21 protein-coding genes are annotated in these 21,721 nt (G+C 73.1%); 14 read left to right on the forward strand and 7 right to left on the reverse strand.

Going from position 1 to position 21,721, the window contains the following annotated elements:
• The first annotated feature begins 70 nt into the window (after nucleotides 1-70).
• From DIZ27_RS10735 to hypE, 13 genes are all read left to right on the forward strand, one after another.
• Nucleotides 71-1,849, forward strand: coding sequence for a nickel-dependent hydrogenase large subunit (locus tag DIZ27_RS10735; protein WP_109378122.1), 1,779 nt, complete (start codon nucleotides 71-73; stop codon nucleotides 1,847-1,849).
• The gene (locus tag DIZ27_RS10740) at nucleotides 1,846-2,415 is read left to right on the forward strand and encodes a hypothetical protein (protein ID WP_109378123.1); all 570 of its coding nucleotides are present in this window, start codon (nucleotides 1,846-1,848) and stop codon (nucleotides 2,413-2,415) included. Before DIZ27_RS10735 ends, DIZ27_RS10740 begins: the two co-directional genes overlap by 4 nt.
• Nucleotides 2,412-3,062, forward strand: a complete 651-nt coding sequence (locus DIZ27_RS10745) for a DUF5947 family protein (RefSeq protein ID WP_109378124.1) — start codon at nucleotides 2,412-2,414, stop codon at nucleotides 3,060-3,062. The genes DIZ27_RS10740 and DIZ27_RS10745 overlap by 4 nt, the downstream gene beginning before the upstream one ends.
• Nucleotides 3,063-3,115: 53 nt before the next feature.
• The gene (locus tag DIZ27_RS10750) at nucleotides 3,116-3,769 is read left to right on the forward strand and encodes a DUF6084 family protein (RefSeq protein WP_109378254.1); all 654 of its coding nucleotides are present in this window, start codon (nucleotides 3,116-3,118) and stop codon (nucleotides 3,767-3,769) included.
• A complete protein-coding gene (locus tag DIZ27_RS10755) occupies nucleotides 3,766-5,172 on the forward strand; it encodes a hypothetical protein (protein WP_109378125.1) in 1,407 nt (468 codons plus the stop codon). Before DIZ27_RS10750 ends, DIZ27_RS10755 begins: the two co-directional genes overlap by 4 nt.
• A complete protein-coding gene (locus DIZ27_RS10760; protein ID WP_109378126.1) occupies nucleotides 5,169-5,681 on the forward strand; it encodes a hydrogenase maturation protease in 513 nt (170 codons plus the stop codon). Before DIZ27_RS10755 ends, DIZ27_RS10760 begins: the two co-directional genes overlap by 4 nt.
• A 32-nt stretch (nucleotides 5,682-5,713) precedes the next feature.
• Nucleotides 5,714-5,830, forward strand: a complete 117-nt coding sequence (locus tag DIZ27_RS48705; RefSeq protein WP_375231951.1) for a hypothetical protein — start codon at nucleotides 5,714-5,716, stop codon at nucleotides 5,828-5,830.
• A 110-nt stretch (nucleotides 5,831-5,940) separates the two neighbouring features.
• Complete coding sequence (locus DIZ27_RS10765) at nucleotides 5,941-6,336, forward strand: hydrogenase maturation nickel metallochaperone HypA (RefSeq protein WP_109378127.1); 396 nt, start codon at nucleotides 5,941-5,943, stop codon at nucleotides 6,334-6,336.
• A 41-nt stretch (nucleotides 6,337-6,377) separates the two neighbouring features.
• On the forward strand, nucleotides 6,378-7,073 hold the full coding sequence (hypB, locus tag DIZ27_RS10770; RefSeq protein WP_109378128.1) for a hydrogenase nickel incorporation protein HypB: 696 nt from the start codon (nucleotides 6,378-6,380) through the stop codon (nucleotides 7,071-7,073).
• Nucleotides 7,070-9,454 carry a carbamoyltransferase HypF gene (gene hypF, locus DIZ27_RS10775; protein ID WP_258308323.1) on the forward strand — a complete coding sequence of 795 codons (2,385 nt, stop codon included), beginning with the start codon at nucleotides 7,070-7,072 and terminating at the stop codon, nucleotides 9,452-9,454. Before hypB ends, hypF begins: the two co-directional genes overlap by 4 nt.
• Before the next feature lie 40 nt (nucleotides 9,455-9,494).
• The gene (locus DIZ27_RS10780) at nucleotides 9,495-9,815 is read left to right on the forward strand and encodes a HypC/HybG/HupF family hydrogenase formation chaperone (RefSeq protein WP_109378129.1); all 321 of its coding nucleotides are present in this window, start codon (nucleotides 9,495-9,497) and stop codon (nucleotides 9,813-9,815) included.
• The gene (gene hypD, locus DIZ27_RS10785) at nucleotides 9,812-10,951 is read left to right on the forward strand and encodes a hydrogenase formation protein HypD (protein ID WP_109378130.1); all 1,140 of its coding nucleotides are present in this window, start codon (nucleotides 9,812-9,814) and stop codon (nucleotides 10,949-10,951) included. Before DIZ27_RS10780 ends, hypD begins: the two co-directional genes overlap by 4 nt.
• Nucleotides 10,944-12,047 carry a hydrogenase expression/formation protein HypE gene (gene hypE / locus DIZ27_RS10790; protein ID WP_375231952.1) on the forward strand — a complete coding sequence of 368 codons (1,104 nt, stop codon included), beginning with the start codon at nucleotides 10,944-10,946 and terminating at the stop codon, nucleotides 12,045-12,047. The genes hypD and hypE overlap by 8 nt, the downstream gene beginning before the upstream one ends.
• A gap of 113 nt (nucleotides 12,048-12,160) precedes the next feature.
• On the opposite strand, the gene DIZ27_RS10795 is transcribed toward hypE, so the two are convergent.
• The 5 genes from DIZ27_RS10795 to DIZ27_RS10815 form a co-directional block, all read right to left on the reverse strand.
• Complete coding sequence (locus DIZ27_RS10795) at nucleotides 12,161-13,534, reverse strand: deoxyribodipyrimidine photo-lyase (RefSeq protein ID WP_109378131.1); 1,374 nt, start codon at nucleotides 13,532-13,534, stop codon at nucleotides 12,161-12,163.
• A 4-nt stretch (nucleotides 13,535-13,538) separates the two neighbouring features.
• Nucleotides 13,539-15,155 (reverse strand): SDR family oxidoreductase, encoded by a 1,617-nt coding sequence (locus DIZ27_RS10800; protein WP_109378132.1) that lies wholly within the window; start codon nucleotides 15,153-15,155, stop codon nucleotides 13,539-13,541.
• 125 nt (nucleotides 15,156-15,280) lie between these two features.
• The gene (locus tag DIZ27_RS10805) at nucleotides 15,281-16,066 is read right to left on the reverse strand and encodes a polysaccharide deacetylase family protein (protein ID WP_109378133.1); all 786 of its coding nucleotides are present in this window, start codon (nucleotides 16,064-16,066) and stop codon (nucleotides 15,281-15,283) included.
• A 42-nt stretch (nucleotides 16,067-16,108) separates the two neighbouring features.
• On the reverse strand, nucleotides 16,109-17,011 hold the full coding sequence (locus DIZ27_RS10810) for a DMT family transporter (RefSeq protein ID WP_109378134.1): 903 nt from the start codon (nucleotides 17,009-17,011) through the stop codon (nucleotides 16,109-16,111).
• 13 nt (nucleotides 17,012-17,024) lie between these two features.
• Nucleotides 17,025-17,870 (reverse strand): SDR family oxidoreductase, encoded by an 846-nt coding sequence (locus tag DIZ27_RS10815; protein WP_109378257.1) that lies wholly within the window; start codon nucleotides 17,868-17,870, stop codon nucleotides 17,025-17,027.
• A gap of 236 nt (nucleotides 17,871-18,106) precedes the next feature.
• On the opposite strand from DIZ27_RS10815, the gene DIZ27_RS10820 reads away from it, so the two are divergent.
• Complete coding sequence (locus tag DIZ27_RS10820; protein ID WP_109378258.1) at nucleotides 18,107-19,171, forward strand: galactosyldiacylglycerol synthase; 1,065 nt, start codon at nucleotides 18,107-18,109, stop codon at nucleotides 19,169-19,171.
• A gap of 85 nt (nucleotides 19,172-19,256) precedes the next feature.
• Here DIZ27_RS10820 and DIZ27_RS10825 read toward each other — a convergent pair whose 3' ends face one another.
• Together DIZ27_RS10825 and DIZ27_RS48415 are read right to left on the reverse strand one after the other, a co-directional pair.
• Complete coding sequence (locus DIZ27_RS10825; RefSeq protein ID WP_109378135.1) at nucleotides 19,257-20,087, reverse strand: ribonuclease BN; 831 nt, start codon at nucleotides 20,085-20,087, stop codon at nucleotides 19,257-19,259.
• Nucleotides 20,011-21,423 (reverse strand): sigma-70 family RNA polymerase sigma factor, encoded by a 1,413-nt coding sequence (locus DIZ27_RS48415; protein ID WP_109378136.1) that lies wholly within the window; start codon nucleotides 21,421-21,423, stop codon nucleotides 20,011-20,013. The genes DIZ27_RS10825 and DIZ27_RS48415 overlap by 77 nt, the downstream gene beginning before the upstream one ends.
• Nucleotides 21,424-21,721: the final 298 nt, after the last annotated feature.

The following is a 21,721-nucleotide window of genomic DNA, read 5'->3' on the forward strand; positions in this document are numbered from 1 at the left end:
CGCCGGCGGCAGCACCGCACACCGAACCCACCTCCCGCGCGAACAGCTGACGAAGGGCACCGCACGTACCATGGCAAAGACGACGACCGGTGACAAAACCGGCCTGGTGGAGATGGCTTGGGACCCGATCACCCGGATCGTGGGCAGCCTCGGCATCCACACGAAGATCGACTTCAAGCAGAAGCGGATCGCGGAGTGCTACAGCACCTCCTCGGTCTTCCGCGGCTACAGCGTCTTCATGCGCGGAAAGGACCCGCGCGACGCACACTTCATCACCAGCAGGATCTGCGGCATCTGCGGTGACAACCACGCCACCTGCTCGGTGTACGCGCAGAACATGGCGTACGGCGTGAAGCCTCCGCACCTCGGGGAGTGGATCATCAACCTCGGCGAGTCCGCCGAGTACATGTTCGACCACAACATCTTCCAGGAGAACCTGGTAGGGGTCGACTACTGCGAAAAAATGGTCCGCGAGACCAACCCCGGCGTCCTCGAACTCGCCGAGCGCACCGAGGCCCCGCACGCGGCCGACCACGGGTACCGCACCATCGCCGACATCATGCGCTCCCTCAACCCCCTCGAAGGCGAGTTCTACCGCGAGGCGCTGCAGGTCAGCCGCTACACCCGGGAGATGTTCTGCCTGATGGAGGGCCGCCACGTGCACCCCTCCACCCTGTACCCCGGCGGCGTCGGCACCGTCGCCAGCGTGCAGCTGTTCACCGACTACATGAGCCGCCTCATGCGGTACGTGGAGTTCATGAAACGTGTCGTCCCGCTCCACGACGACCTGTTCGACTTCTTCTACGAGGCACTGCCGGGATACGAGGAAGTGGGCCGCCGCCGGGTGCTGCTGGGCTGCTGGGGAGCGCTCAACGACCCCGAGCACTGCGACTTCACCTACGCCAACATGACCGACTGGGGCCGGCGGATGTTCGTCACCCCCGGCGTCATCGTCGACGGCAAGCTCGTCACCAACGACCTCACCGAGATCAATCTCGGCATCCGCATCCTGCTGGGCAGCTCGTACTACGAGGACTGGCAGGGCCAGGAGCAGTTCGTGACGAACGACCCGCTCGGCAACCCCGTCGACCCGCGGCACCCCTGGAACCAGCACACCATCCCGGCTCCGCAGAAACGGGACTTCGACGACAAGTACAGCTGGGTCATGTCCCCGCGCTGGTTCGACGGCAAGGACCACCTCGCCCTCGACACCGGCGGCGGCCCCCTCGCCCGGCTGTGGTCCACCGCGCTGTCCGGTCTCGTCGACATCGGGTACGTCAAGGCCACCGGCCACAGCGTCGTGATCAACCTGCCGCGCACGCTGACCAAGCCGGAGACCACCTTCGAGTGGAAGATCCCCAAGTGGAGCAACGCGCTGGAACGCAACCGCGCCCGCACGTACTTCCAGGCGTACGCGGCCGCGGTCGCCCTGCACTGCGCCGAGAGGGGCCTCGAAGAGGTCCGCGCCGGGCGCACCCAGACGTGGGAGAAGTTCGAGGTGCCGGACGAATCGATCGGCGTCGGTTTCACCGAGGCGGTCCGCGGCCTCCTCTCGCACCACGTGGTCATCAGGGACGGCAAGATCGCCAACTACCACCCGTATCCGCCGACCCCGTGGAACGCCTCGACCCGCGACACCTACGGCACCCCCGGCCCGTACGAGGACGCGGTGCAGAACACGCCGATCTTCGAGGAGAACCCGCCCGAGAACTTCAAGGGCATCGACATCATGCGCACCGTGCGCAGCTTCGACCCCTGTCTGCCCTGCGGCGTCCACATGTACGTCGGCGGCGGGAAGACCGTGAAGTCGATGCACGTGCCCACCGGGCTGAGCGGACTCGCCGGATGAGCACGACGACCGCCACCACCGCGGAGCAGGCCGGCCGGCGGGTCGAGGAGATCCTCGACCGGCTCGCCGGCGCCGGGGACCCCCAGGTGAGCCGGACCGCCGAGGAACTGGTGCGCGTCCTCATGGAGTTCTACGGCGCCGGGCTCGCCCGCGCCGTCGAACTCCTGGGCGCCGGGAGGTCCGGCGACCCGCTGGCCCCGCTGCTCGGCGACGAACTCGTCGCGAGCCTGCTCGTGCTGCACGGGCTGCACCCCGACGACGTGCACACCCGCATCGCCCGCGCCCTCGGCGGCCTCCCGCACGCCGTCGAGAACGCGGGCTTCGACCCGGCGGACGGCGTGCTGCGCCTCAAGGTCACCGCCGCCACGGGCTGCGGCTGCCCCAGCACCCAGGAGTCCGTCCGGCAGGCGGCCGCCGACTCGCTCGCCTGCTTCGCCCCCGAGGTGACCACTGTCGAGATGGAACCCGACGGCGCCTCCCGCGAACCGGTGCTGCTCCAGATCGGCACCGCACCGCCTAACCCCGGCACAGGCGGTCGCCGCCGGCCGCCGGCCACCGCGCCGTGAGCGCGCACGGACCGCGGCCCACCGCCGACCGCCGCGGCCTGAGCCGCTTCACCGCCCCCCGGCCGCCCCGCGAGGAACAGTGCGAACTGTGCGGAGCGCCCCTCGCCGGTGAACGCCACCCGCACCTGGTCGACACCGAGAAGCGCGCGCTGGCCTGCGCGTGCGGCCCCTGTGCACAGTTGCTGGACCGCTCCGGCGGTTCGGGAGGCCGCTTCCGCGCGGTACCCGGCCGCTGCCTGAGCGACCCCGAGCACCGGCTCGACGACAACGCCTGGGACCAACTGCGCATCCCGGTCGGCGTCGCCTTCTTCTTCCACAACTCCGCCCTCGACCGGCTGGTCGCGCTCTATCCGAGTCCGGCCGGAGCGACCGAGAGCGAACTGGAACCGGACTCCTGGCGGACCGTCCTCTCCGGGACCCGCCTCGCCGCACTGCTCGAACCCGACGTGGAGGCCCTGCTGTTGCGCCGGCACGACGGTCGCATCGAGTGCTATCTGGTGCCGATCGACCTCTGCTACGAACTGGTGGGCCGGATGCGCCTGCGCTGGCAGGGCTTCGACGGAGGAGCGGAGGCCCGGGCCGACCTCGACGCCTTCTTCACCCACGTCCGCGACCGGGCCCGCGCCCCTCAGGGGAGCAAGCCGTGACCGAGTTCTCGGAGTTCTCAAAGTCCTCGGGGTCCGTGGAGTCCGCGGAGTCCGTGGAGTCCTCAGGGTTCTCGGGCTTCTCCTTCAGCTGCACCGGAGTGCGCGCCGACGCCTACGCGGCAGGCCCCACCCTGGTGTTCCGGCTGCGGATCACCACGTCCAGGGCGACCCGCGTCCACGCGCTCGCGCTGCGCTGCCAGATCCGCATCGAACCCGCCCGCCGCGGCTACGACGACACCGAGGCCGCGGCACTGACCGACCTCTTCGGTGAACGCTCCCGATGGGGCAGCAGCCTCAACCCCGTGCAGTTCGCACAGGTCTCGGTGATGGTCCCCGGGTTCACCGGCGAGATCGAGACCGACCTGGTCGTGCCCTGCACGTACGACACGGACATCGCGGCGTCGCGGTACCTCCGGGCGCTGTCCGAGGGGGAGGTGCCGCTGCTGATGCTGTTCTCCGGCACCGCGTTCACCGGCGCCGGCGGCTTCCACGTGGAGCCCGTCCCCTGGGACAAGGAGACCGCCTTCCGCCTGCCGGTGAAGACCTGGCGGGAGATGATCGAGCAGCACTTCCCGGGCTGCGGCTGGATCCGGCTGCCGCAGGACGCCATGGACGCGCTGCTCGCCTACCGGTCGCGCCACGCGCTGCCGTCGTGGCAGGCGACCGTCGAGACGCTGCTCGACGCGGCGGGGGAGAGGACACCATGACCACCACCGCGTTCACCCCCGGCACCGAGGCCCGTCTCGCCGTCGCCCGCCACGTCGCGGACGCCGTCCTCTTCGAGGGCTATGTGCTCTACCCGTACCGGGCGTCGGCCGCCAAGAACAGGCTGCGCTGGCAGTTCGGCGTGCTCGTACCGCCCGCCTGGTGCGCGGCGACCGAGGAACACGACTTCCAGCACACCGAATGCCTGATGGAACCGAAGAGCGGAGCCACCCTCGCCGTCGAGGTCCGCCTCCTGCACACCCAACGGCGCATCGTCCAGCAGGCACACGCCGACGGGACGTACGAGACGGTGCGCGAACTGCATCTCGACGACCGGGTCCTGGTCCCCTGGGACGAGGGCCGGGAGGAGAAGGTCGACATCGCCCTGCCGGTGGCCGAGCTGACCGGCGACGGGGTGGCCGTCCCGTTCACCCGGGCCGCCGCCGAGGAGACCGAGCCCGTCACGGATGCCGCCGGGCGGCCCGTGGGGCGCCTGGTCCGCCGCCGTGAAGAGATCAGCGGCGTCGTCCGGCTCTCCACGACCGAACTGGACGGCCCGTACCGCACGCAGCGCCTGCGCGTGGTCGTCGAGAACACCAGCCCCTGGCTGCCCGAGGACGCCGGCGACCGCGACGCGGCGCTGCCGTACTCGCTGGTCGCCAGCCACGTGCTCCTGCACCTGGACGCCGGGGCGTTCCTCTCCATGACCGACCCGCCCGAGTGGGCGAAGGGCGCCGTCGCGGCCTGCCGGAACCTGCACACCTGGCCCGTGCTCGCCGGCGAACCGGGCCGTGCCGACCTCGTACTGTCCTCGCCGATCATCCTCGAGGACCACCCCGCCATCGCCCCCGAGAGCCCCGGTGCGCTCTACGACGCCACCGAGATCGACGAGATCCTCGCGCTGCGCACCATCGCCCTCACCGACGAGGAGAAACGCGAGGCCAGAGGCACGGACGCACGTGCCGCAGCCGTGATCGAACTGGCGGACTCCATGCCGCCGGAGGTCCTCGAACGGCTGCACGGAGCGGTGCGGAGCCTGCGGGAGGTCACCGGCCCGCCGGACCCGGGGGACGACCCGCAGGGCGTGTTCCGCCCCGAGAGCCCCTGGTGGGACCCGGGCGGCGACACCGCGGTCGATCCCGACCGTGACCACGTCACCGTCGACGGCCGAAGGGTACGCGCGGGCTGCCGCGTCGTCCTGCGGCCACGGCTGCGGCACACCGACGCGCAGGACCTGTTCCTGAGCGGCCGCAGCGCACTGGTCGAAGCCGTACTGCACGACGTCGACGGAGGCGTGCACATCGCCGTGACCGTGGAGGACGACCCCGGCGCCGACATCCGCCGCGAACAGGGCCGGTTCCTCTACTTCCAGCCCGACGAGGTGGAAGCCCTGGAGGACGCGTGACCCCCACCGCACCACACGGCGCCCGCACCCTCGTCGCCGGTGTCGGCAACATCTTCCTCGGGGACGACGGCTTCGGCGTCGAGACCGCGCGCCGGCTCGCCCAGGAGGAACTGCCGGCCGGTGTCGAGGTGGCCGACATCGGCATCCGCGGCGTGCACCTCGCCTACCAACTCCTCGACGGCTACGACACGCTCGTCATCGTCGACGCGACCGCACGCGGCGGCGAACCCGGAACGCTGTACCTGATCGACGCCGGGACACCGGACGGCACCGGGCCGGCGGCGGACGTCCCGCTCGACGGGCACCGCATGTCGCCCGACGCGGTCCTCGCCCTGCTCGCCACCCTGTGCGCCGGAACCGGCGCCACGCCCCCGCGTCGCACCCTCGTCGTCGGCTGCGAACCCGCCTGCCTCGACGAGACCCTCGAGCTCAGCCCCCAGGTCGCCGCCGCCGTACCGGAGGCGGTGCGGATGGTGACCGACCTCGTCCGGCAGGAGGCCGCCGTATGACAAGCCGTCGCAGAAGGAACAAGGAGCACCCCGTGAAGAAGACCCTCATCGGCGGCGCTGCCGCCGTCACCGCCGTCACTGCCGCCACCGCCCTCGTCAGGGGAGTCCTCCCCGACATCAGGCGCTACCTGCGGATGCGCAGGATGTGAACCGAACGGCGTACGCAGGCGTGTGATCCCGGCGCGCCGGTCGGCCGGTCCGGGAGCGCGCGTCTGTAATGGGCGCCGGACAGGCAGCCACGGGCGCAGGACGGAGACCGATGCACGAGATGTCCATCGCGCTGGCCGTCGTCGACCAGGTGGAACAGGCGGCCCGGCCCGCCGGGGCCACGGGCGTGGCACGCGTGGCCCTCGACGTGGGCGAACTGGCCGGTGTCGTCCCGGACGCGCTCGCCTTCTGCTTCGAACTGGCCTGCGCCGGCACCGTACTGGAAGGCGCCGAACTGACCACCCGGACCGTCCCCGGCACGGCACGCTGCACCGGGTGCGGCGACGTGTGGGAGGTCGGCATGCCTCCCCGCCTGCTGTGCCCCGTCTGCGGGCAGGCCGCGGCCGAACTGCTCTCCGGTCGCGAACTGCGCATCAGCGAGGTGCGGTGGGCCGCACCGGAACGACAGTCCGCACCGGCCGTGCCGCGGCCGGCCGACGCAACGTGAACCCGTCTTCGAGGTAACCCGTCTTCGAGGTGAGCCGAACCATGTGCAAAGTCGTCGATCTCCAACAGGCAGTCCTCGCCAAGAACACGACCGTCGCCCGGCTGCTGCGCTCCGAACTGGCCGCCCGCGGCACCACGGTCGTCAACCTGCTCTCCAGCCCCGGCAGCGGCAAGACCGCCCTGCTGGAACACGAACTGCTGCTGGCCCGGGAACGCCACGTCACCGTCGCCGCGCTCACCGCGGACCTGGCGACCGAGAACGACGCCGAACGCCTCGCCCGCTCCGGCGTCCCCGTCAAACAGGTCCTCACCGACGGGCTGTGCCACCTGGAGGCGGACATGCTCGCCGGGCACCTCCACGGCTGGCTCCCCGAGCACACCCGGCTGCTGTTCGTGGAGAACGTGGGCAACCTGGTCTGCCCGGCTTCGTACGACCTCGGTGAATCGCTGCGGGTCGTGCTGGCCTCCGTGACCGAGGGGGAGGACAAGCCGCTCAAGTACCCGACGGCCTTCGGCCTCGCCCAGCTCGTGATCGTCACCAAGACCGACCTGGCCGCACCCGCCGAATTCGACGAGGCGGCCTTCCGCGCCAACGTCCAGCAGGTCAACCCGGGCGTGGAGGTGGTCCTCACCTCCGTGCGCACCGGAGCGGGCGTGGGCACACTGCTCGACCGGGCGCTCGCGGCGGCACAGGGCACCGTGCCCCACGCCCCGGTGATGGCCCGGGTACAGGCGTGACCGCTCCCCAGCCCGTGGCCGACCGCACGCCGGCCCCGCGGCGCAGCCGGGTCGTCGTGCGGGGCGTGGTGCAGGGCGTCGGCTTCCGGCCGTACCTGTACACCCTGGCCACCGAACTCAGGCTCTCCGGTCATGTGACCAACACCGCGGACGGCGTCGTCGTCGAGGTCGAGGGCGACCCGTCGTCCGTGGACCGGTTCTGCGCGCGCATCGCCCCCGACGCCCCGCCCCTGGCGCTCGTCGAATCGGTCGACGCCACCGAGGTTCCCACCACCGGCGCCGACGGATTCGCCATCGTCCCCTCACGCGCCGGCGGCCCCGCCCGCACGCTCGTCTCGCCGGACACCGCGACCTGCGACGACTGCCTCGCCGAACTCGCCGACCCGGCGGACCGGCGCCACCGGCACCCGTTCATCACCTGTACGCACTGCGGGCCGCGGTTCACCATCGTCACCGGCCTCCCGTACGACCGCGACCACACGACCATGGCCGGCTTCCCCCTGTGCGCCGACTGCGCCCGGGAATACGCCGACCCGGCCGACCGCCGCTTCCACGCGCAGCCCGTGGCCTGCCCCGCCTGCGGGCCGCGGCTACGGCTGACCGTGGCCCCCGGGAAGGCCGGCGGCCCCGAACCCGCCGACCCGATCCGCGCCGCGCGTGACCTGCTCGCCGACGGAGCGATCCTCGCGGTGAAGGGCCTGGGCGGCTACCACTTGGCCTGCGACGCGACCAACTCCCGGGCCGTGGCCGAACTGCGCCGCCGCAAGGCCCGCGGGGACAAGCCGTTCGCCCTGATGGCCGGGGACGTCACCGACATCGCACACCTGGTCCACGCCGGACCGGCGGAGCGCGACCTGCTCACCGCCAAGGAGCGGCCCATCGTCCTGATGCGGCGTCGCCGCACCGGCGCCCCGGACCCCGGCCGTCCACAGCCCGCCCGAGAGGTCGCCCCCGGCAGCCCCGACCTCGGCGTCATGCTCCCGTACACCCCCGTGCACCACCTGCTGCTCGAAGCCGACGACGACCACGATTCCACGCGAGCGCGGCTGCTGGTCATGACCAGCGGCAACCTCGCCGGCGAACCCATCGTCACCGACGACGCGGAGGCGCTGGAACGGCTGTCCGGCCTGGCGGACGCCTGGCTGCTGCACGACCGGCCGATCCATGTGCCGTGCGACGACTCGGTGATGCGGGTCTGCGACGGTGAGCCGCTGACCCTGCGCCGCTCCCGGGGCCATGCCCCGCTGCCGCTCGCCCTGCCCGTCCCCGTGATCCCGGCGCTCGCCGTCGGCGGCGACCTCAAGAACGCCTTCTGCCTCGGTGAGGACCGCAAGGCCTGGCTGTCGGCGCACATCGGGGACATGGACGACCTCGCCACCCAACAGGCCTTCGCACGCGCCGAGCGGCAACTGGAGGCGATCACCGGGGTACGGCCCGAACGTCTCGTCGCCGACCGCCACCCCGCCTACCGCTCGGGCCGCTGGGCCGAACGGCACGCCGCCGGGCGGCCCGTCCTGCGCGTCCAGCACCACCACGCCCACGTCGCGTCCGTCATGGCCGAGCACGGCCTCGACGGCAGCAGCCCCGTCCTCGGGGTCGCCTTCGACGGCACCGGCTACGGGGACGACCGGGCCGTGTGGGGCGGTGAGTTCCTGGCCGCGGACTACGCCGGCTTCTCCCGCTTCGCGCATCTCTCCTACGTGCCGCTGCCCGGCGGGGACGCCGCCGTCCGGCGCCCGTACCGGATGGCCCTGGCCCATCTGCGCGCCGCGGGCATCCCGTGGGACGGGGACCTGCCGTGCGAGACCGCCTGTCCGCCGAACGAACTCCGCCTTCTCGACCGGCAGTTGACGCGCGGACTGAACTGCCTGCCCACATCGAGCATGGGCCGCCTCTTCGACGCCGTGTCCTCCCTCACCGGCGTGTGCCACCACGCGGGCTACGAGGCACAGGCCGCCGTCGAGCTCGAGGCCGCCGCAGTGACGGCCGACGCCTGCGCGGACGACGCCCGCTACGCCTTCCGGCTCACCGGCGGGGACGGCATCCCCCTCGCCGCCGATCCCGCGCCCCTGCTGGCCGCGGTCGTCGACGACGTGCGGGGCGGCGTCCGGCCGTCCCTCGTCGCGGCACGCTTCCACCACGCCGTCGCCGGGCTCGTGCACGGGGTGTGCAGCCGGGCACGCGACGAACTCGGCCTGGAGACGGTGGCCCTGACCGGCGGGGTGTTCGCCAACGTGCTGCTCTCGTCGGCGTGCGCGACACGGCTGCGCGGCGACGGCTTCACCGTGCTGCGTCACCGGCGCATCCCGCCGGGCGACGGAGGACTCGCCGTGGGCCAGCTCATGGTGGCCGCCCGTACCGGAGCCGCCGCCACCGAGTGACGGAGCCGGGCCCGAACACGCGACAGTGAGGAGAAAACGCATGTGTCTTGCGGTACCCGGCAGAGTGCTGGACGTCGAGGACCGGGACGGAACCCGTATGGCCACGGTCGACTTCGGAGGAGTCGTCAAGGACGTGTGCCTGGAGTACCTGCCGGACCTGAAGGTCGGGGAGTACGCCATCGTCCACGTAGGGTTCGCGCTCCAGCGGCTCGACGAGGAATCGGCCCGCAGAACCCTGGAGCTGTTCGAGAACCTCGGCATGCTCCAGGAGGAGTTCGGCGACCCCTGGGAACAGGCGGCAGCCCAGGGCGCCGCGCGGCAGCCCTCAGACCACACCACCGCCCGGGAGGCACAGCAGTGAAGTACATCGAGGAGTTCCAGGACCCCGGCCTCGCCGAACGGCTGCTGGACGACATCCGGGCCACCGTCACCCGTCCGTGGGCGCTGATGGAGGTCTGCGGCGGCCAGACCCACACCATCATCCGGCACGGCATCGACCAGCTCCTCCCCGAGGAGGTCGAGCTGATCCACGGCCCCGGGTGCCCCGTCTGCGTCACTCCGCTCGAGGTGATCGACAAGGCACTGGAGATCGCCTCCCGTCCCGATGTCATCTTCTGCTCCTTCGGCGACATGCTCCGCGTGCCCGGCACCGGACGCGACCTGTTCCAGGTGCGCGGCACCGGCGGGGACGTCAGGGTCGTCTACTCCCCGCTCGACGCACTGCGCATCGCCCAGCAGAACCCGGACCGGCAGGTCGTCTTCTTCGGCATCGGCTTCGAGACGACCGCTCCGCCCAACGCGATGACGGTGTACCAGGCGCGCAAGCTCGGCATCCGCAACTTCAGTCTGCTGGTCTCGCACGTACGGGTGCCGCCGGCGATCGAGGCGATCATGCAGTCGCCGGACTGCCGCGTGCAGGCGTTCCTCGCCGCCGGACACGTGTGCAGCGTCATGGGGATGGACGAGTACCCGGAACTCGCCGAGCGTTTCGGCGTGCCCATCGTCGTCACCGGGTTCGAACCGCTCGACATCCTGGAAGGCGTCCGCCGTACCGTCCGCCAGCTGGAACGCGGCGAGCACACCGTCGACAACGCCTACCCGCGCGCCGTGCGCCCGGAGGGCAACCCGGCGGCCCGGGCCATGCTCGACGACGTCTTCGAGGTCACCGACCGCGCCTGGCGCGGCATCGGCGTCATCCCGGACAGCGGCTGGCGGCTGTCCCCGCGCTACCGCGACTACGACGCCGAGCACCGCTTCGCCGTCGACGGCATCACGACCCGCGAACCGGCCGCCTGCCGCAGCGGCGAAGTGCTGCAAGGACTGATCAAGCCGCACGAGTGCGAGGCGTTCGGGACCACCTGCACCCCGCGCTCACCGCTCGGCGCCACCATGGTCTCCAGCGAGGGTGCCTGCGCCGCGTACTACCTCTACCGGCGGCTCGAGCTGAACACCCCGGCGATGCCGGCCGTGTCCCTGGAGGGCAGTCCCGTTGTCTGACACCACCGGCACCGTCCCCGGCGCCGTCCGGCAGGCCGAGGGCACCCGCCCGGACATGCTCAACTGGACCTGCCCCGTACCGCTGCGCGACCAACCGCGGATCGTCATGGGCCACGGCGGCGGCGGAGCCCTGTCCGCCGAGCTCGTCGAGCAGCTCTTCACACCCGCCTTCGGCGGCCCGGCACCGGCGGCGCTGACCGATTCCGCCGCCCTGGAACTCGGCGGGGCCAGGCTGGCCTTCTCCACCGACTCCTTCGTGGTGCGCCCGCTGTTCTTCCCCGGTGGCAGCATCGGGGACCTCGCGGTCAACGGCACCGTCAACGACCTCGCCATGAGCGGGGCCCGCCCCGCCTACCTGTCCTGCGGTTTCATCCTGGAAGAGGGCACCGGTACGGACGTCGTCGGCCGGGTCGCCGCGGCGATGGGCGCCGCCGCCCGGGCCGCGGGGGTGGAAGTCGTCACCGGCGACACCAAGGTCGTCGAGGCAGGGCACGGCGACGGCGTCTACATCAACACCTCCGGCATCGGACTGATCCCCTCGGGCGTGGACCTGCGGCCGGAGCGGGTGGTTCCGGGTGACGTCGTCCTCGTCAGCGGGGCGATCGGCGTCCACGGGGTGGCGATCATGAGCGTGCGGGAGGGGCTGGAGTTCGGGGTGGAGATCCTGAGCGACTGCGCACCGCTCGGAGGCCTCGTCGAGGCGATGCTCGCCGTCACACCCGACCTGCACGCCCTGCGGGACCCCACCCGCGGCGGACTGGCCGCCTCGCTGAACGAGATCGCCGCCGCCTCCGGCACCGGCATCGTGGTGCGGGAACGCGCCGTGCCGGTCCCCGACGCGGTGACCAACGCGTGCGCGGTCCTGGGGCTGGACCCGATGTACGTGGCCAACGAAGGGAAGCTCGTGGCGTTCGTGCCGCCCGCCCACGCGGACGCCGTCCTGGCCGCCATGCGCGCACACCCGCTGGGCGCCGAGGCCGCGATGATCGGCGAGGTGACCGACGCGCACCCCGGTATGGTCGTCGCCCGCACCGCGCTGGGCGGCACCAGGGTGGTGGACCTGCCCCTCGGCGAGCAACTGCCGCGGATCTGCTGAGGACCGCGGGCCACGGCCCCGGGGACACGGGTCCGCGGGGCGGCATGGGCTGTCGTGCCCGGCTCGCATCCCGGCCGTGCGAGCCGGGCACGACGTTTCCTTCCTCTCCTTCCTCAGTACCGGCCGCGTGCGTGCTTGAACCGTGCCAGGCCGTCCGCGAGGTCGATCAGCGGCCCGGGGTAGTCCAGGCGCGCGCGTTCACGCCCGGGCAGCCGCCACGGTTCATGGATGTGCTCGCCCGCCACGTCCCGTAGTTCCGGAACCCAGCGGCGTACGTACGCTCCCCGCGGGTCGAAGCGCCTGCCCTGCGCGACCGGGTTGAGCACGCGGTGGGGGCGGGTGTCGGTGCCGGTTCCGGCGACCCACTGCCAGTTGAGCTGGTTGTTGACGATGTCGCCGTCCACGAGCAGGTCGAGGAAGTGCCGGGCGCCGATCCGCCAGTCCACATACAGGGTCTTGGCCAGAAAACTGGCTGCCAGCAGGCGTGCCCGGTTGTGCATCCAGCCCTCGTGGCGCAGTTGGCGCATCGCCGCGTCGACGACCGGATAACCGGTACGGCCCTCCCGCCACGCGGCGATGTCCTCGGACGCCTCCTCCTCGGTGCGCCACCGGTCGTGCCGGGTGCGGTAGTCCCGGGCGGACGCCGCCGGCCGTGCCGCCAGTACCTGGTGGTGGAAGTCGCGCCAGCACAACTGGCGTACGAACGCGTCCGCCCCGGGCCCGCCGTGCGCGCGGGCCCGCCGGACGAGTTCCACCGGCGAGAGGGCTCCGAAGTGCAGGTACGGCGACAGCCGGGAGGTCGCGTCGCCCGCCAGGTCGTCGTGGTGGTCCTCGTACCCGGACAGGTCCTCGCGGGCCCACCGGGAGAACCGCTCACGCCCCCGCTTCTCCCCGCCGGACGGCAGGTCCGGGGAGACGCCGGACAGCCCGTCACGGGACGGCAGCGGATCGCCGCGCACCGCCTCCGGGACGCGCACGGTGCGCGGCGTCGGACAGGTGTCCCGCAGCCGCTCTCGTGACCAGCGGCGGAAGTAGGGCGTGAACACGGCGTAGTGATCGGAGCCGGTCGGAGTCACGGTCCCCGCGCCCACAGCGGTGATCACGCCGTCGTGCACGCGCAGTGCCACGCCGTGGTCGCCGAGTTCCTCGCGCAGCCGCTCCTCCCGGCGCTGGGCGTATCCGGTGACCCCGGCGGCCATGTGCACCTCAAAGGCTCGGCACTCCGCGGCGAGCGCGCGGACCTCCCGCACGACCGGCCCCGTACGCACCACCAGCCGACCGCCGCGCCGACGCAGTGAGGCGTCGAGGTCGGCCAGGCAGTCGGCGAGGAAGGCGCTGCGGTTGGGCGCGTCGAAGCCGGCCGCACGGACACCCGGGTCGCGTACGAACAGCGGCACCACCTCGTCCGCCGCCGCGAGGGCGGCGCGCAGCGGGGGATGGTCGTGCAGACGCAGGTCCGAGGTGAACAGGACGACCGCGACGGTCATGGCGTCACTCCTGGTGTCGTGAAGCGGTGCTGTGGGTGCTGCTTCCGGACGTTCCGCCCGGCGGGGGAGTGCCGGACGCGGGCGGCGGGGATCCGGCCCCGCGCGCGCTCATGCCCTTGACCGCGGCCTGGGTGATGTTGCGGGCCATGCCGCCGAAGACGACGGCGTGGAAGGGGGCGACGGACCACCAGTAGGCGTGGCCCGGCAGACCGCGTGGGTGGAACAGCGCGCGCTGCCGGTAGCGGGTGCGGCCCCCCGCGTCCGTCTCGGCGTACATCTCCAGCCACGCCAGGCCCGGCAGTCGCATCTCCGCCCGTAGCCGCAGCAGCCGCCCGGGCTCGATCTCCTCCACCCGCCAGAAGTCCAGTGAGTCCCCGGCCCGCAGGTGCTCGGCGTCGCGTCGTCCGCGCCGCAGCCCGACCCCGCCGACGAACCGGTCCAGCCAGCCCCTGACCGCCCAGGCGAGCGGGAAGGAGTACCAGCCGTTGTCGCCGCCGATGCCCTCGATCACCTTCCACAGCGCCTCGCGTGACGCGTCGACCGGCAGTTGCCGTTCGTCCTGGTAGAGGCTGCCGCCGGCCCAGTCCGGGTCGGTGGGCAGCGGATCGCTCGGGGCCCCCGGTACGGACGCCGACGACCAACGGGTGGCCACCTGTGCTTCCCGTACCCGTCGCAGGGCCAGCGCCAGCGCCTCGCCGAACGGCAGCGGCCGGCCCGGGGTGTCGGGCACGTACCGGGCGATGTCGTGCTCCTGGCAGACCACCTCGTGCCGCAGCGACTCCGTCAGCGGCCGGGCGATGGAGGCGGGCACCGGGGTGACCAGGCCGATCCACAGACTGGACAGCCTCGGGGTGAGGACCGGCACCGGCACGATGAGCCGCCGCCGCAGCCCGCCGACGGTGGCGTAACGGCGCATCATCTCCTGGTACGTGAGGACGTCCGGCCCGCCGATGTCGAACGCCCGGTCGACGTCGTCCGGCATGGTGGCCGAGCCGACGAGGTAGCGCAGTACGTCCCGTACCCCGATGGGCTGGGTCCGGGTGTGCACCCAACGGGGGGTCACCATGACCGGCAGCCGCTCGGTCAGATAGCGCAGCATCTCGAAGGAGGCCGACCCCGAGCCGATGACGACCGCCGCCCGCAGCACGGTGGCGGGCACCGGGGCGTCGAGGAAGATGCGCCCGACCTCGGCCCGCGAGCGCAGATGAGGGGAGAGCGACCCTTCGGGCACGTCCGGTGGGGTGAGCCCGCCCAGGTAGACGATCCGCCGCACGCCGGCGGCGTGCGCCTGCTCGGCGAAGACACGGGCCGCACGGCGGTCGGTCTCCTCGAAGCCGGAACCGCCTGCGAGGGCGTGCACCAGGTAGTACGCGACGTCGATCCCGTGCATGGCCGTGGCGACCGAGTCCGCGTCCGTGACGTCGCCCCGCACCGTCTCGACGTCCCCCGCCCAGGGATGGTCACGGAGTTTGTCCGGGGAACGGGCCAGGCAACGGACGCGATGGCCGGCCTCCAGCAGTTCGGGTACCAGACGACCGCCGATGTACCCGGACGCCCCGGTGACCAGACAGTGCAACCGTTCTGTTTCCTGCCGTCCCTGCCGTCCGTCCGTGCCCACCATCGTTCCTCCCTGGGTTCGCCCCGATTGTCCCTCTATGGCCGATCGTGGCCGCACCAGCGCGCCCGCGCCCGTCGCGGCGAGTCGGCCGACGGCCGTGACGCGGGGGCGACCGTCTGCCCGCACGGTCAGCCCCCGGGCTCCGGCATCCGCTCACCGGAGCCGGGGCACGGCGGGGGCACCCCGTGTTCGGCGAGCGGGCCGACCGACAGGCCCGTGTCGCGGCAGTCGTCCACGATGCCGGGCAGGGCGCCGAGCGCGGCCCGCCAGCAGGCCGGGGCCGACATCCTGTCCGTGTCGTGCAGGAGGACGGTGCCGCCGCCGCGCAGACCGGCCGCGACGGCCGAGCGCACCGACGCCGGGGTGGCCTCGGCCGTCCAGTCCCTGCCCCAGACGGTCCACAGCACCGGCCGCAGGCCCGCCGTACGAGCGGCCGCCCAGCGCCCGGAGGTGAGGATGCCGTAGGGCGGGCGGTACCAACGGGGGCGCCGGCCCGTCAGGTCCCGGACCGCGCCGGCCGCCCGCAGCAGGGCACGCACGTCGTCCGCCGGGGCCGGCCGCCAGGGGTGCTCGTGGCTCCAGCCGTGCACGGCCAGTTCGTGCCCGCGGCGGACGGTCTCACGCACCACGGAGGGGTGCCGTACGACGCTGTCGCCCAGGACGAAGAAGGTCGCCCGGACCCCGATCGCCTCCAGCGCGTCGAGGAAGCACGGGGTGGACTCGGGATCGGGCCCGTCGTCGAAGGTCAGCGCGACGTGGGCGGGATGTCCGACGCCGGCGAGGCCAGGCGAACAGCGGCGCACCACGGGCAGCCAGGTGGCCGCCGGGGCGATGTGCGCCGCGGCGACGGCGGCGAGCGGAGTCAGCACGGCCGCCGCGCGCCGGGCGGGGGAGCGACCGGGAGAGGGGGGCATCGGCTGGGCCTCCTTGCCGTGTGTTCGGGGTGGTCGGGATCCCTACGGCACCGGCCGGACCGAGTCGGTACCCGGGCGCTGCGACGCCGCGTCCCAGCTGCCGGAGACCGACGGGGCGCGGGCCAGCCCGGCGGCGCCCACCCCCATGAGCATCACGCCGAACACCGCGGGCGCCGCCCGCACGCCGAGCATGATCTGTTCCCCGAACAGCGCCCACCCCAGCACCACGCTCGTCAGCGCGTCACCGAGGGTCAGGGCGGGCTGGGACGCCGCCAGCGTCCCGGCCCGGAACGCGCTCTGGAGCAACAGAAAGGCGACGGCTCCGGCGACGGCGGTGGCGTACGGAGGCCACGACGCCAGCAGGGCGCCCAGCCCGTCCGGGAACCTGCCGGTCATCTCCTTGAGCAGTGCCGCGGTCAGGGCGAACGAGATCGCGGACGCCAGCCCCAGCAGCGCCGCGCGCGGTGCGCCCCGTACCGCACGGGCCGTCACCACCAGCGCCGTCACGGCACCCAGCGCCGCCCCCGCGGCCATCGTCCACAGCCCCGCGGAGGCCGTGGACCGGCCGACGATCGGATCGGCCGAGGTCAGGAACATCGCCAGCCCGAGGGCCAGGGCGGCGAACGCCAGCCAGATACCGCGGTCCGGACGACGGTGGAAGACCACGCTGCCGACGACCAGGGTGAACAGCAACTCGGTGGCCATGAGCGGCTGGACCAGCGCGAGACTGCCCCTGCCCAGAGCCGCCGCCTGCAGAACGGTGGACAGCGCGAGCAGCCCGGCGCCCGCCACCCAATGGGGTCGCAGCAGCACACGCCCGAGCCAGCGGGCGGCCTGGCGCAGCCCCGCGCCGCCCTCCGGTTCCTCCGCCGCGGCCCGCCGCTGCAGCACCGAGGACGAGGCGTTGGACAGTGCCGCCAGCAGGGCCAGGACGACGACCAGCACGCCGTACCACCGCTCAGCCGAACACGGTGGCGAGCCGCCGGTACAGGGCCGGTGCCGCGCCGCGCACCCGGACGGGCAGACGCAGCCAGCCGGGGACGTAGACCTCGTCCCGCCCCCGGGAGACCGCGCTCCACACGGCGTCGGCGACCCGCTCGGGCGGCACCGGCCCGGGCCACGACCGCCGGTAGGGGACGCCGCGCCGTTCGAAGAATGGCGTGTCCACCACTCCCGGCACCACCAGGCTGACCGCGACGCCGCTGCCGCGCAGCTCGTACCGCAGGGCGTCGGCGAAGACGGCCAGCGCCGCCTTGGCCGCCGAGTACACGGCCTCTCCCGGCACGCCCACCATCCCCGCGACGGACCCGATGAGCACCACACGCCCGGAGCCCGCCTCCACCATGTGCGGCACCAGCTGCCGGACCAGGCGCAACGTGGCCAGGAGGTCGACCTCGACGACCTCCTCGAGGGCGGACGGGGGCATGGCGCCGAAGTCCCCGGCCCAGCCGATACCGGCGCCGGCCACCAGGAGATCCACTCGACCGGCGTGCTCGAGGGCGAACCGGGTCAGCTGCCGCTCGGCGCCGGGCCGGGTCAGATCCGCCGGGAAGACCGAGGCCGGGGCCCGTTCCGCGACCCGGTGGAGGCGCGTCGCGTCCCGCCCGTTGAGGACGAGACGCCACCCTTTCGCGGAGAGCGTTCGGGCCACGGCGGCGCCGATGCCCGAGGAGGCGCCGGTCACCAGCGCCGCGCCCGGACGCCCGGCTCCGCCGGCCGGGGACCCCGGCACCGCGTCGGCCGGGGCGACGGACGCCCGGGGGAACGACACGTCGGCTGTGCCGTCACGAGAAGCGTGAGACATGGGCTGCACCTTGGCTGCGAGGGAGAACGCCCGGAGAAGCCGCTGCCCGCGGCCGCCCCCGGCGTTCGGCGGGGGCACCCGAGAAGTATCCCGGGCCCGGCCGCCGAAACGCGGGGGAGCATGTTTCACCGGCGCAGCGGAAGGAGACCCACCACCCCGTGCACTCACCGTCCTCGGCACCCCGCCGGTACGCGCCGGCGGACGGCAGGCAGCGACTGCTGATCGTCAGCGCGAGCATGGGTGCCGGCCACGACACGGTGGCCGGCGAACTCGCCCGCCGTGCCCGGGAACGAGGCCACGACGCGCAGGTCGTGGACCTCCTGCGGTTGCTTCCGCACGGCCTGGGCACCGCGGTGCGCCTCTTCTACCAGTCGTCGGTACGGCACTTCCCCTGGGCGTACGAGGGCCTTTACCACGCGCTGTTCCGCCCCGGTCCGCGCCGCCGCCCCAGTGGCGTCCCCCTCGCCCGGCTGGCGGGCGGCCGTCTGACGGATCTCGCGGAGCGGACGGGCGCCGACGTGGTCGTCCCGGTCTTCCATCTGGCCGCTCAGCTGACCGGTCACCTGAGGGCCCGTGGGCGCCTGCGGCCCCCGAGCGCCGTCTTCGCGATCGATTTCGCCGTCCACCGGCAGTGGCTCCATCCCGGCAACGACCTGTACCTCTGCCTCACCGACGAGGCCGCGCGGGACGTGGGCCGGAGCACCACGGTGCCCGTCGAGACGACCGGACCGGTCGTGGCACCCGGCTTCTTCGCGCCGGCCGCCGGGGCCGCGGCATGGCGACTGCGCTTCGAGCGGTACGCCCCCGGGCGCCCGCCCGTCGTGCTGTCCGCCGGAGCCTGGGGCGCGGCTTCGGCGCTGGACGGGACGGCTCGGCTGCTCACCGCTGCCGGTTTCCTCCCCGTCGTGCTGTGCGGCCGGAACGAACGCCTGCGAGCCCGCCTGGCCGGGGTTCCGGGCGTGCTCGTACCGGACTGGGTCACCGACATGCCCGGCCTGCTGCGTGCGGCCCGCGTCCTGGTCGACAACGCCGCCGGTCAGACCGCCGTACAGGCTCTCGCCTCCGGGTTGCCCGTGGTGGGCTACCGCCCGCTGCCCGGGCACGGGAGGGAGGGCGTGCGACGGATGGCGGCGCTCGGCGTCTCGGAGCTCGCTCCGGACGCCACCACCTTGCTGCGCGCCCTGCGGCGGTTGTCGGCGGACGGCGCGTACCGGGACCGCCGGATCGCCCGCGGGCGGGAGCTCTTCCGGGGGGACGCGCTGGCACGGGTGGCCGCACTCGCCGGCATGTCCCCCGTGTGATCCGCCGGGACAGCCGGGAAGAGGCACCGACTCCCCGGACGACGACGCCCTGCACACCGACGCCCTGTACGACGTGCCGTACGCGTCAGTCGTCGCCGGCCGGTCCCGTCCCGGCTCTCGTGGGCAGGTCGTCGGTGAACCGGTGCCCGTGGTGGTCGAGGAGCCACCGGCCGAACAGGGAGCCGCCGAAGATGACGAACCCCACGCCGATGAGCCACGACTCGACGATGAGGACGACACCGACCGTGCCGTAGCTGATCGCGTTCTCGACGATCAGCGGTGTGAAGACGAAGTAGGAGAAGCCCCGCAGACCGATCAGACCCGTCATGGTGGCGATCGCACCCGGCAGCAGGTGCCACCAGCGGACCTGGCCGCCCAGCAGGAAGCGCTGCCCCCACCAGAAGAACAGGACGCCGGTCACCAGCGAGAGGATGATCCGCTCAGGCCCTTGCAAGGTGTGGCGGGTCAGCACTTCCTGGTAGAGGAACGCGGTCAGGACGCACAGCCAGGTCGCCTGCCGCCAGATCCGGTGCCACGGCCCGGGAGGCAGGCTCCATATCCGCTCGTAGCCGTTCTGGATGCTCCCACCGAACGGGACACCGAACACGGCGAGTGCCAGCCCGCCCCACACGCTGGTGGTGCCGACCACCTCGCGCGGCGGGCTGATGATCTCCGCGAGGAGACGCGCGGACCGGCCGGACAGGCCCATGCCGTCCGCGAGCCAGGCCGCGAAGCCGCCCCGCCCGAGCGGATCGGCGGCGGCGACCACGATGAGCAGGGGCGCCAGCGTGACCAGTGCCAGCGTGGCGAACCCCAGGGCGCGGTGCATCAGCTCCAGGTCACGGCCGCGCCGCAGCAGGATGTGGGCACCCAGCCACTCCCATCCGTGCCGGAGCGTGCGCAGGTGACGCCTCACGGTGCGCTCCTTCGTCGGCTCGCGTACACGCGCCTGTGTCACCTGGCGGCATGCGGGACAAACCTGGATGAAGCCGCCGTGGTGGGCGGGGCCGCAGGCGAGCGTGGTGATGCCGCCTCAGCGGCCGAGGGCGGGAAACGTGCTGTCTCTTCGTACGCGCGGCGGCAGGAGGGGACCGCGCCCTCCTGGTGCGCGGCACAGCACCGGCGCACCTGCGCCGCCGCGAGCCGAAGGAGACGTCGACGTCACTTCCTCGGCGGAATCTCAGCCACGGCGCGCAGCCGGACCGCCGCTGGACCGGGTGCCCACCGCCGGGCGGGAGCGGGCGCCCCGCACCGACCGCGACACCCGGGGCCGGGCCCGCCGCCGGGTACGCGGAGGCCGCGGGACAGGGAGCCGGACGTGCCGGACCGGCGGAGTCCGTGGGCCGTACCGGCTCTGCCGCGCCACGGGGACCGCACGACGAGCGCGCCGGCCGGTCCGCCCGGCCGGTGACCCGCACCCACGTCTCCTCGCCGTCTCCCGCACCCGGCTCGCTCGCCAGGAGAGCCTCGCGGAGCCGGTCGAAACAGCGCCTCAGAATGCGCGACACCTGCATCTGGGAGACGCCGACGGCATCCGCGATCTGCTGCTGGGTGCGCTCCCGGTAGAAACGCAGGTAGAGGACCCGGCGGTCACGCTCCGGCAGTCGCTTCACCAAGGAAGCCAGGGACACGGTGTCGAGGACCCGGTCGAGCGCCGGGTCCTCGGCACCGACCAGGCAGGCGAGCGAGGCCTCCTGGTCGTGCCCGGTGGGCTCGTCGAGGGAACGCGGACGGCATTCGTGCACCGCCCGCAGTGTGGCCAGCACGCGGCCTCGCTCGAGCCCGGTGTGCTCGGCGATCTGCTCCGGGGTGGGCGAGCAGCCGCCGAGCCGCTGTTCGAGCTCCTCGACGGCCTGGAAGATCTGGCCGCTCGCCTCCTGGAGGGGCCGGGGCAGCCGTACGGCGGTCGTGCGGTCGCGCAGGTGCCGCCGGAGCTCACCGGTGACCGTGGGAAGCGCGTACGACAGGAAGGCGTGGCCCAGGGTGGGGTCGTAGCCGTCGACGGCCTTGATCAGTCCCAGGGACGCGACCTGGAGGAGATCGTCGAATTCCTCCCCCTGGCGTCGGAAGCGGAGTGTGACGCGGTGGGCCATCGGCAGCAGCAGGCGGATGACGTGGTCCCGAAGGGCGGCACGCCGCAGTCCCGGCGGGTGCTCCGAGAGCTCGCGCAGCAGCGCGTCGAGTCGCGCCGGGGACGGCTCCGGTACGGCGGCGTCGCGGGTCCGGATCACGCCGGCGGCTGAGGTGGACATGGGCCTCTGGGGGGAGGGGGGCGGGCCTGCTGGGAGACGGTCTTCGGGCGTGGACAGCCACCCTCACCAGGGAACCGTGGTGTCCACATCAGTCTCGGAGTCACCCTTCGGCCGGTCTTCGAAACACGGCCTGCGCCGCGTGCGGGACATCTGTCCGTCCCGCGAGTGACGTCGGGCGCCGACCGGTTGCGCTCCCGGGCCGGTATGTGCCGCCCGACCGGGCCTGACGCACGCCGCCCTTCGTGCCGAGGCAACCGACGCGTGAGGCGACCGCCCGCCCGCACCGTCCGCCCCGGGT

It is taken from the genome of Streptomyces sp. NWU339 (assembly GCF_003143855.1).
GTDB lineage: Bacteria > Actinomycetota > Actinomycetes > Streptomycetales > Streptomycetaceae > Streptomyces.

Excerpts from the sequence above, each read along its gene's own strand:
- DIZ27_RS10740 (WP_109378123.1), top strand. The coding sequence starts at position 1,846 with ATGAGCACGACGACCGCCACCACCGCGGAGCAGGCCGGCCGGCGGGTC.
- DIZ27_RS48415 (WP_109378136.1), bottom strand. The coding sequence starts at position 21,423 with ATGTCCACCTCAGCCGCCGGCGTGATCCGGACCCGCGACGCCGCCGTA.
- DIZ27_RS10805 (WP_109378133.1), bottom strand. The coding sequence starts at position 16,066 with ATGCCCCCCTCTCCCGGTCGCTCCCCCGCCCGGCGCGCGGCGGCCGTG.
- hypB (WP_109378128.1), top strand. The coding sequence starts at position 6,378 with ATGTGCAAAGTCGTCGATCTCCAACAGGCAGTCCTCGCCAAGAACACG.
- DIZ27_RS10800 (WP_109378132.1), bottom strand. The coding sequence starts at position 15,155 with ATGGTGGGCACGGACGGACGGCAGGGACGGCAGGAAACAGAACGGTTG.
- DIZ27_RS10820 (WP_109378258.1), top strand. The coding sequence starts at position 18,107 with ATGGGTGCCGGCCACGACACGGTGGCCGGCGAACTCGCCCGCCGTGCC.
- DIZ27_RS10755 (WP_109378125.1), top strand. The coding sequence starts at position 3,766 with ATGACCACCACCGCGTTCACCCCCGGCACCGAGGCCCGTCTCGCCGTC.
- DIZ27_RS10780 (WP_109378129.1), top strand. The coding sequence starts at position 9,495 with ATGTGTCTTGCGGTACCCGGCAGAGTGCTGGACGTCGAGGACCGGGAC.
- DIZ27_RS10815 (WP_109378257.1), bottom strand. The coding sequence starts at position 17,870 with ATGTCTCACGCTTCTCGTGACGGCACAGCCGACGTGTCGTTCCCCCGG.
- DIZ27_RS10735 (WP_109378122.1), top strand. The coding sequence starts at position 71 with ATGGCAAAGACGACGACCGGTGACAAAACCGGCCTGGTGGAGATGGCT.
- DIZ27_RS10795 (WP_109378131.1), bottom strand. The coding sequence starts at position 13,534 with ATGACCGTCGCGGTCGTCCTGTTCACCTCGGACCTGCGTCTGCACGAC.
- DIZ27_RS10765 (WP_109378127.1), top strand. The coding sequence starts at position 5,941 with ATGCACGAGATGTCCATCGCGCTGGCCGTCGTCGACCAGGTGGAACAG.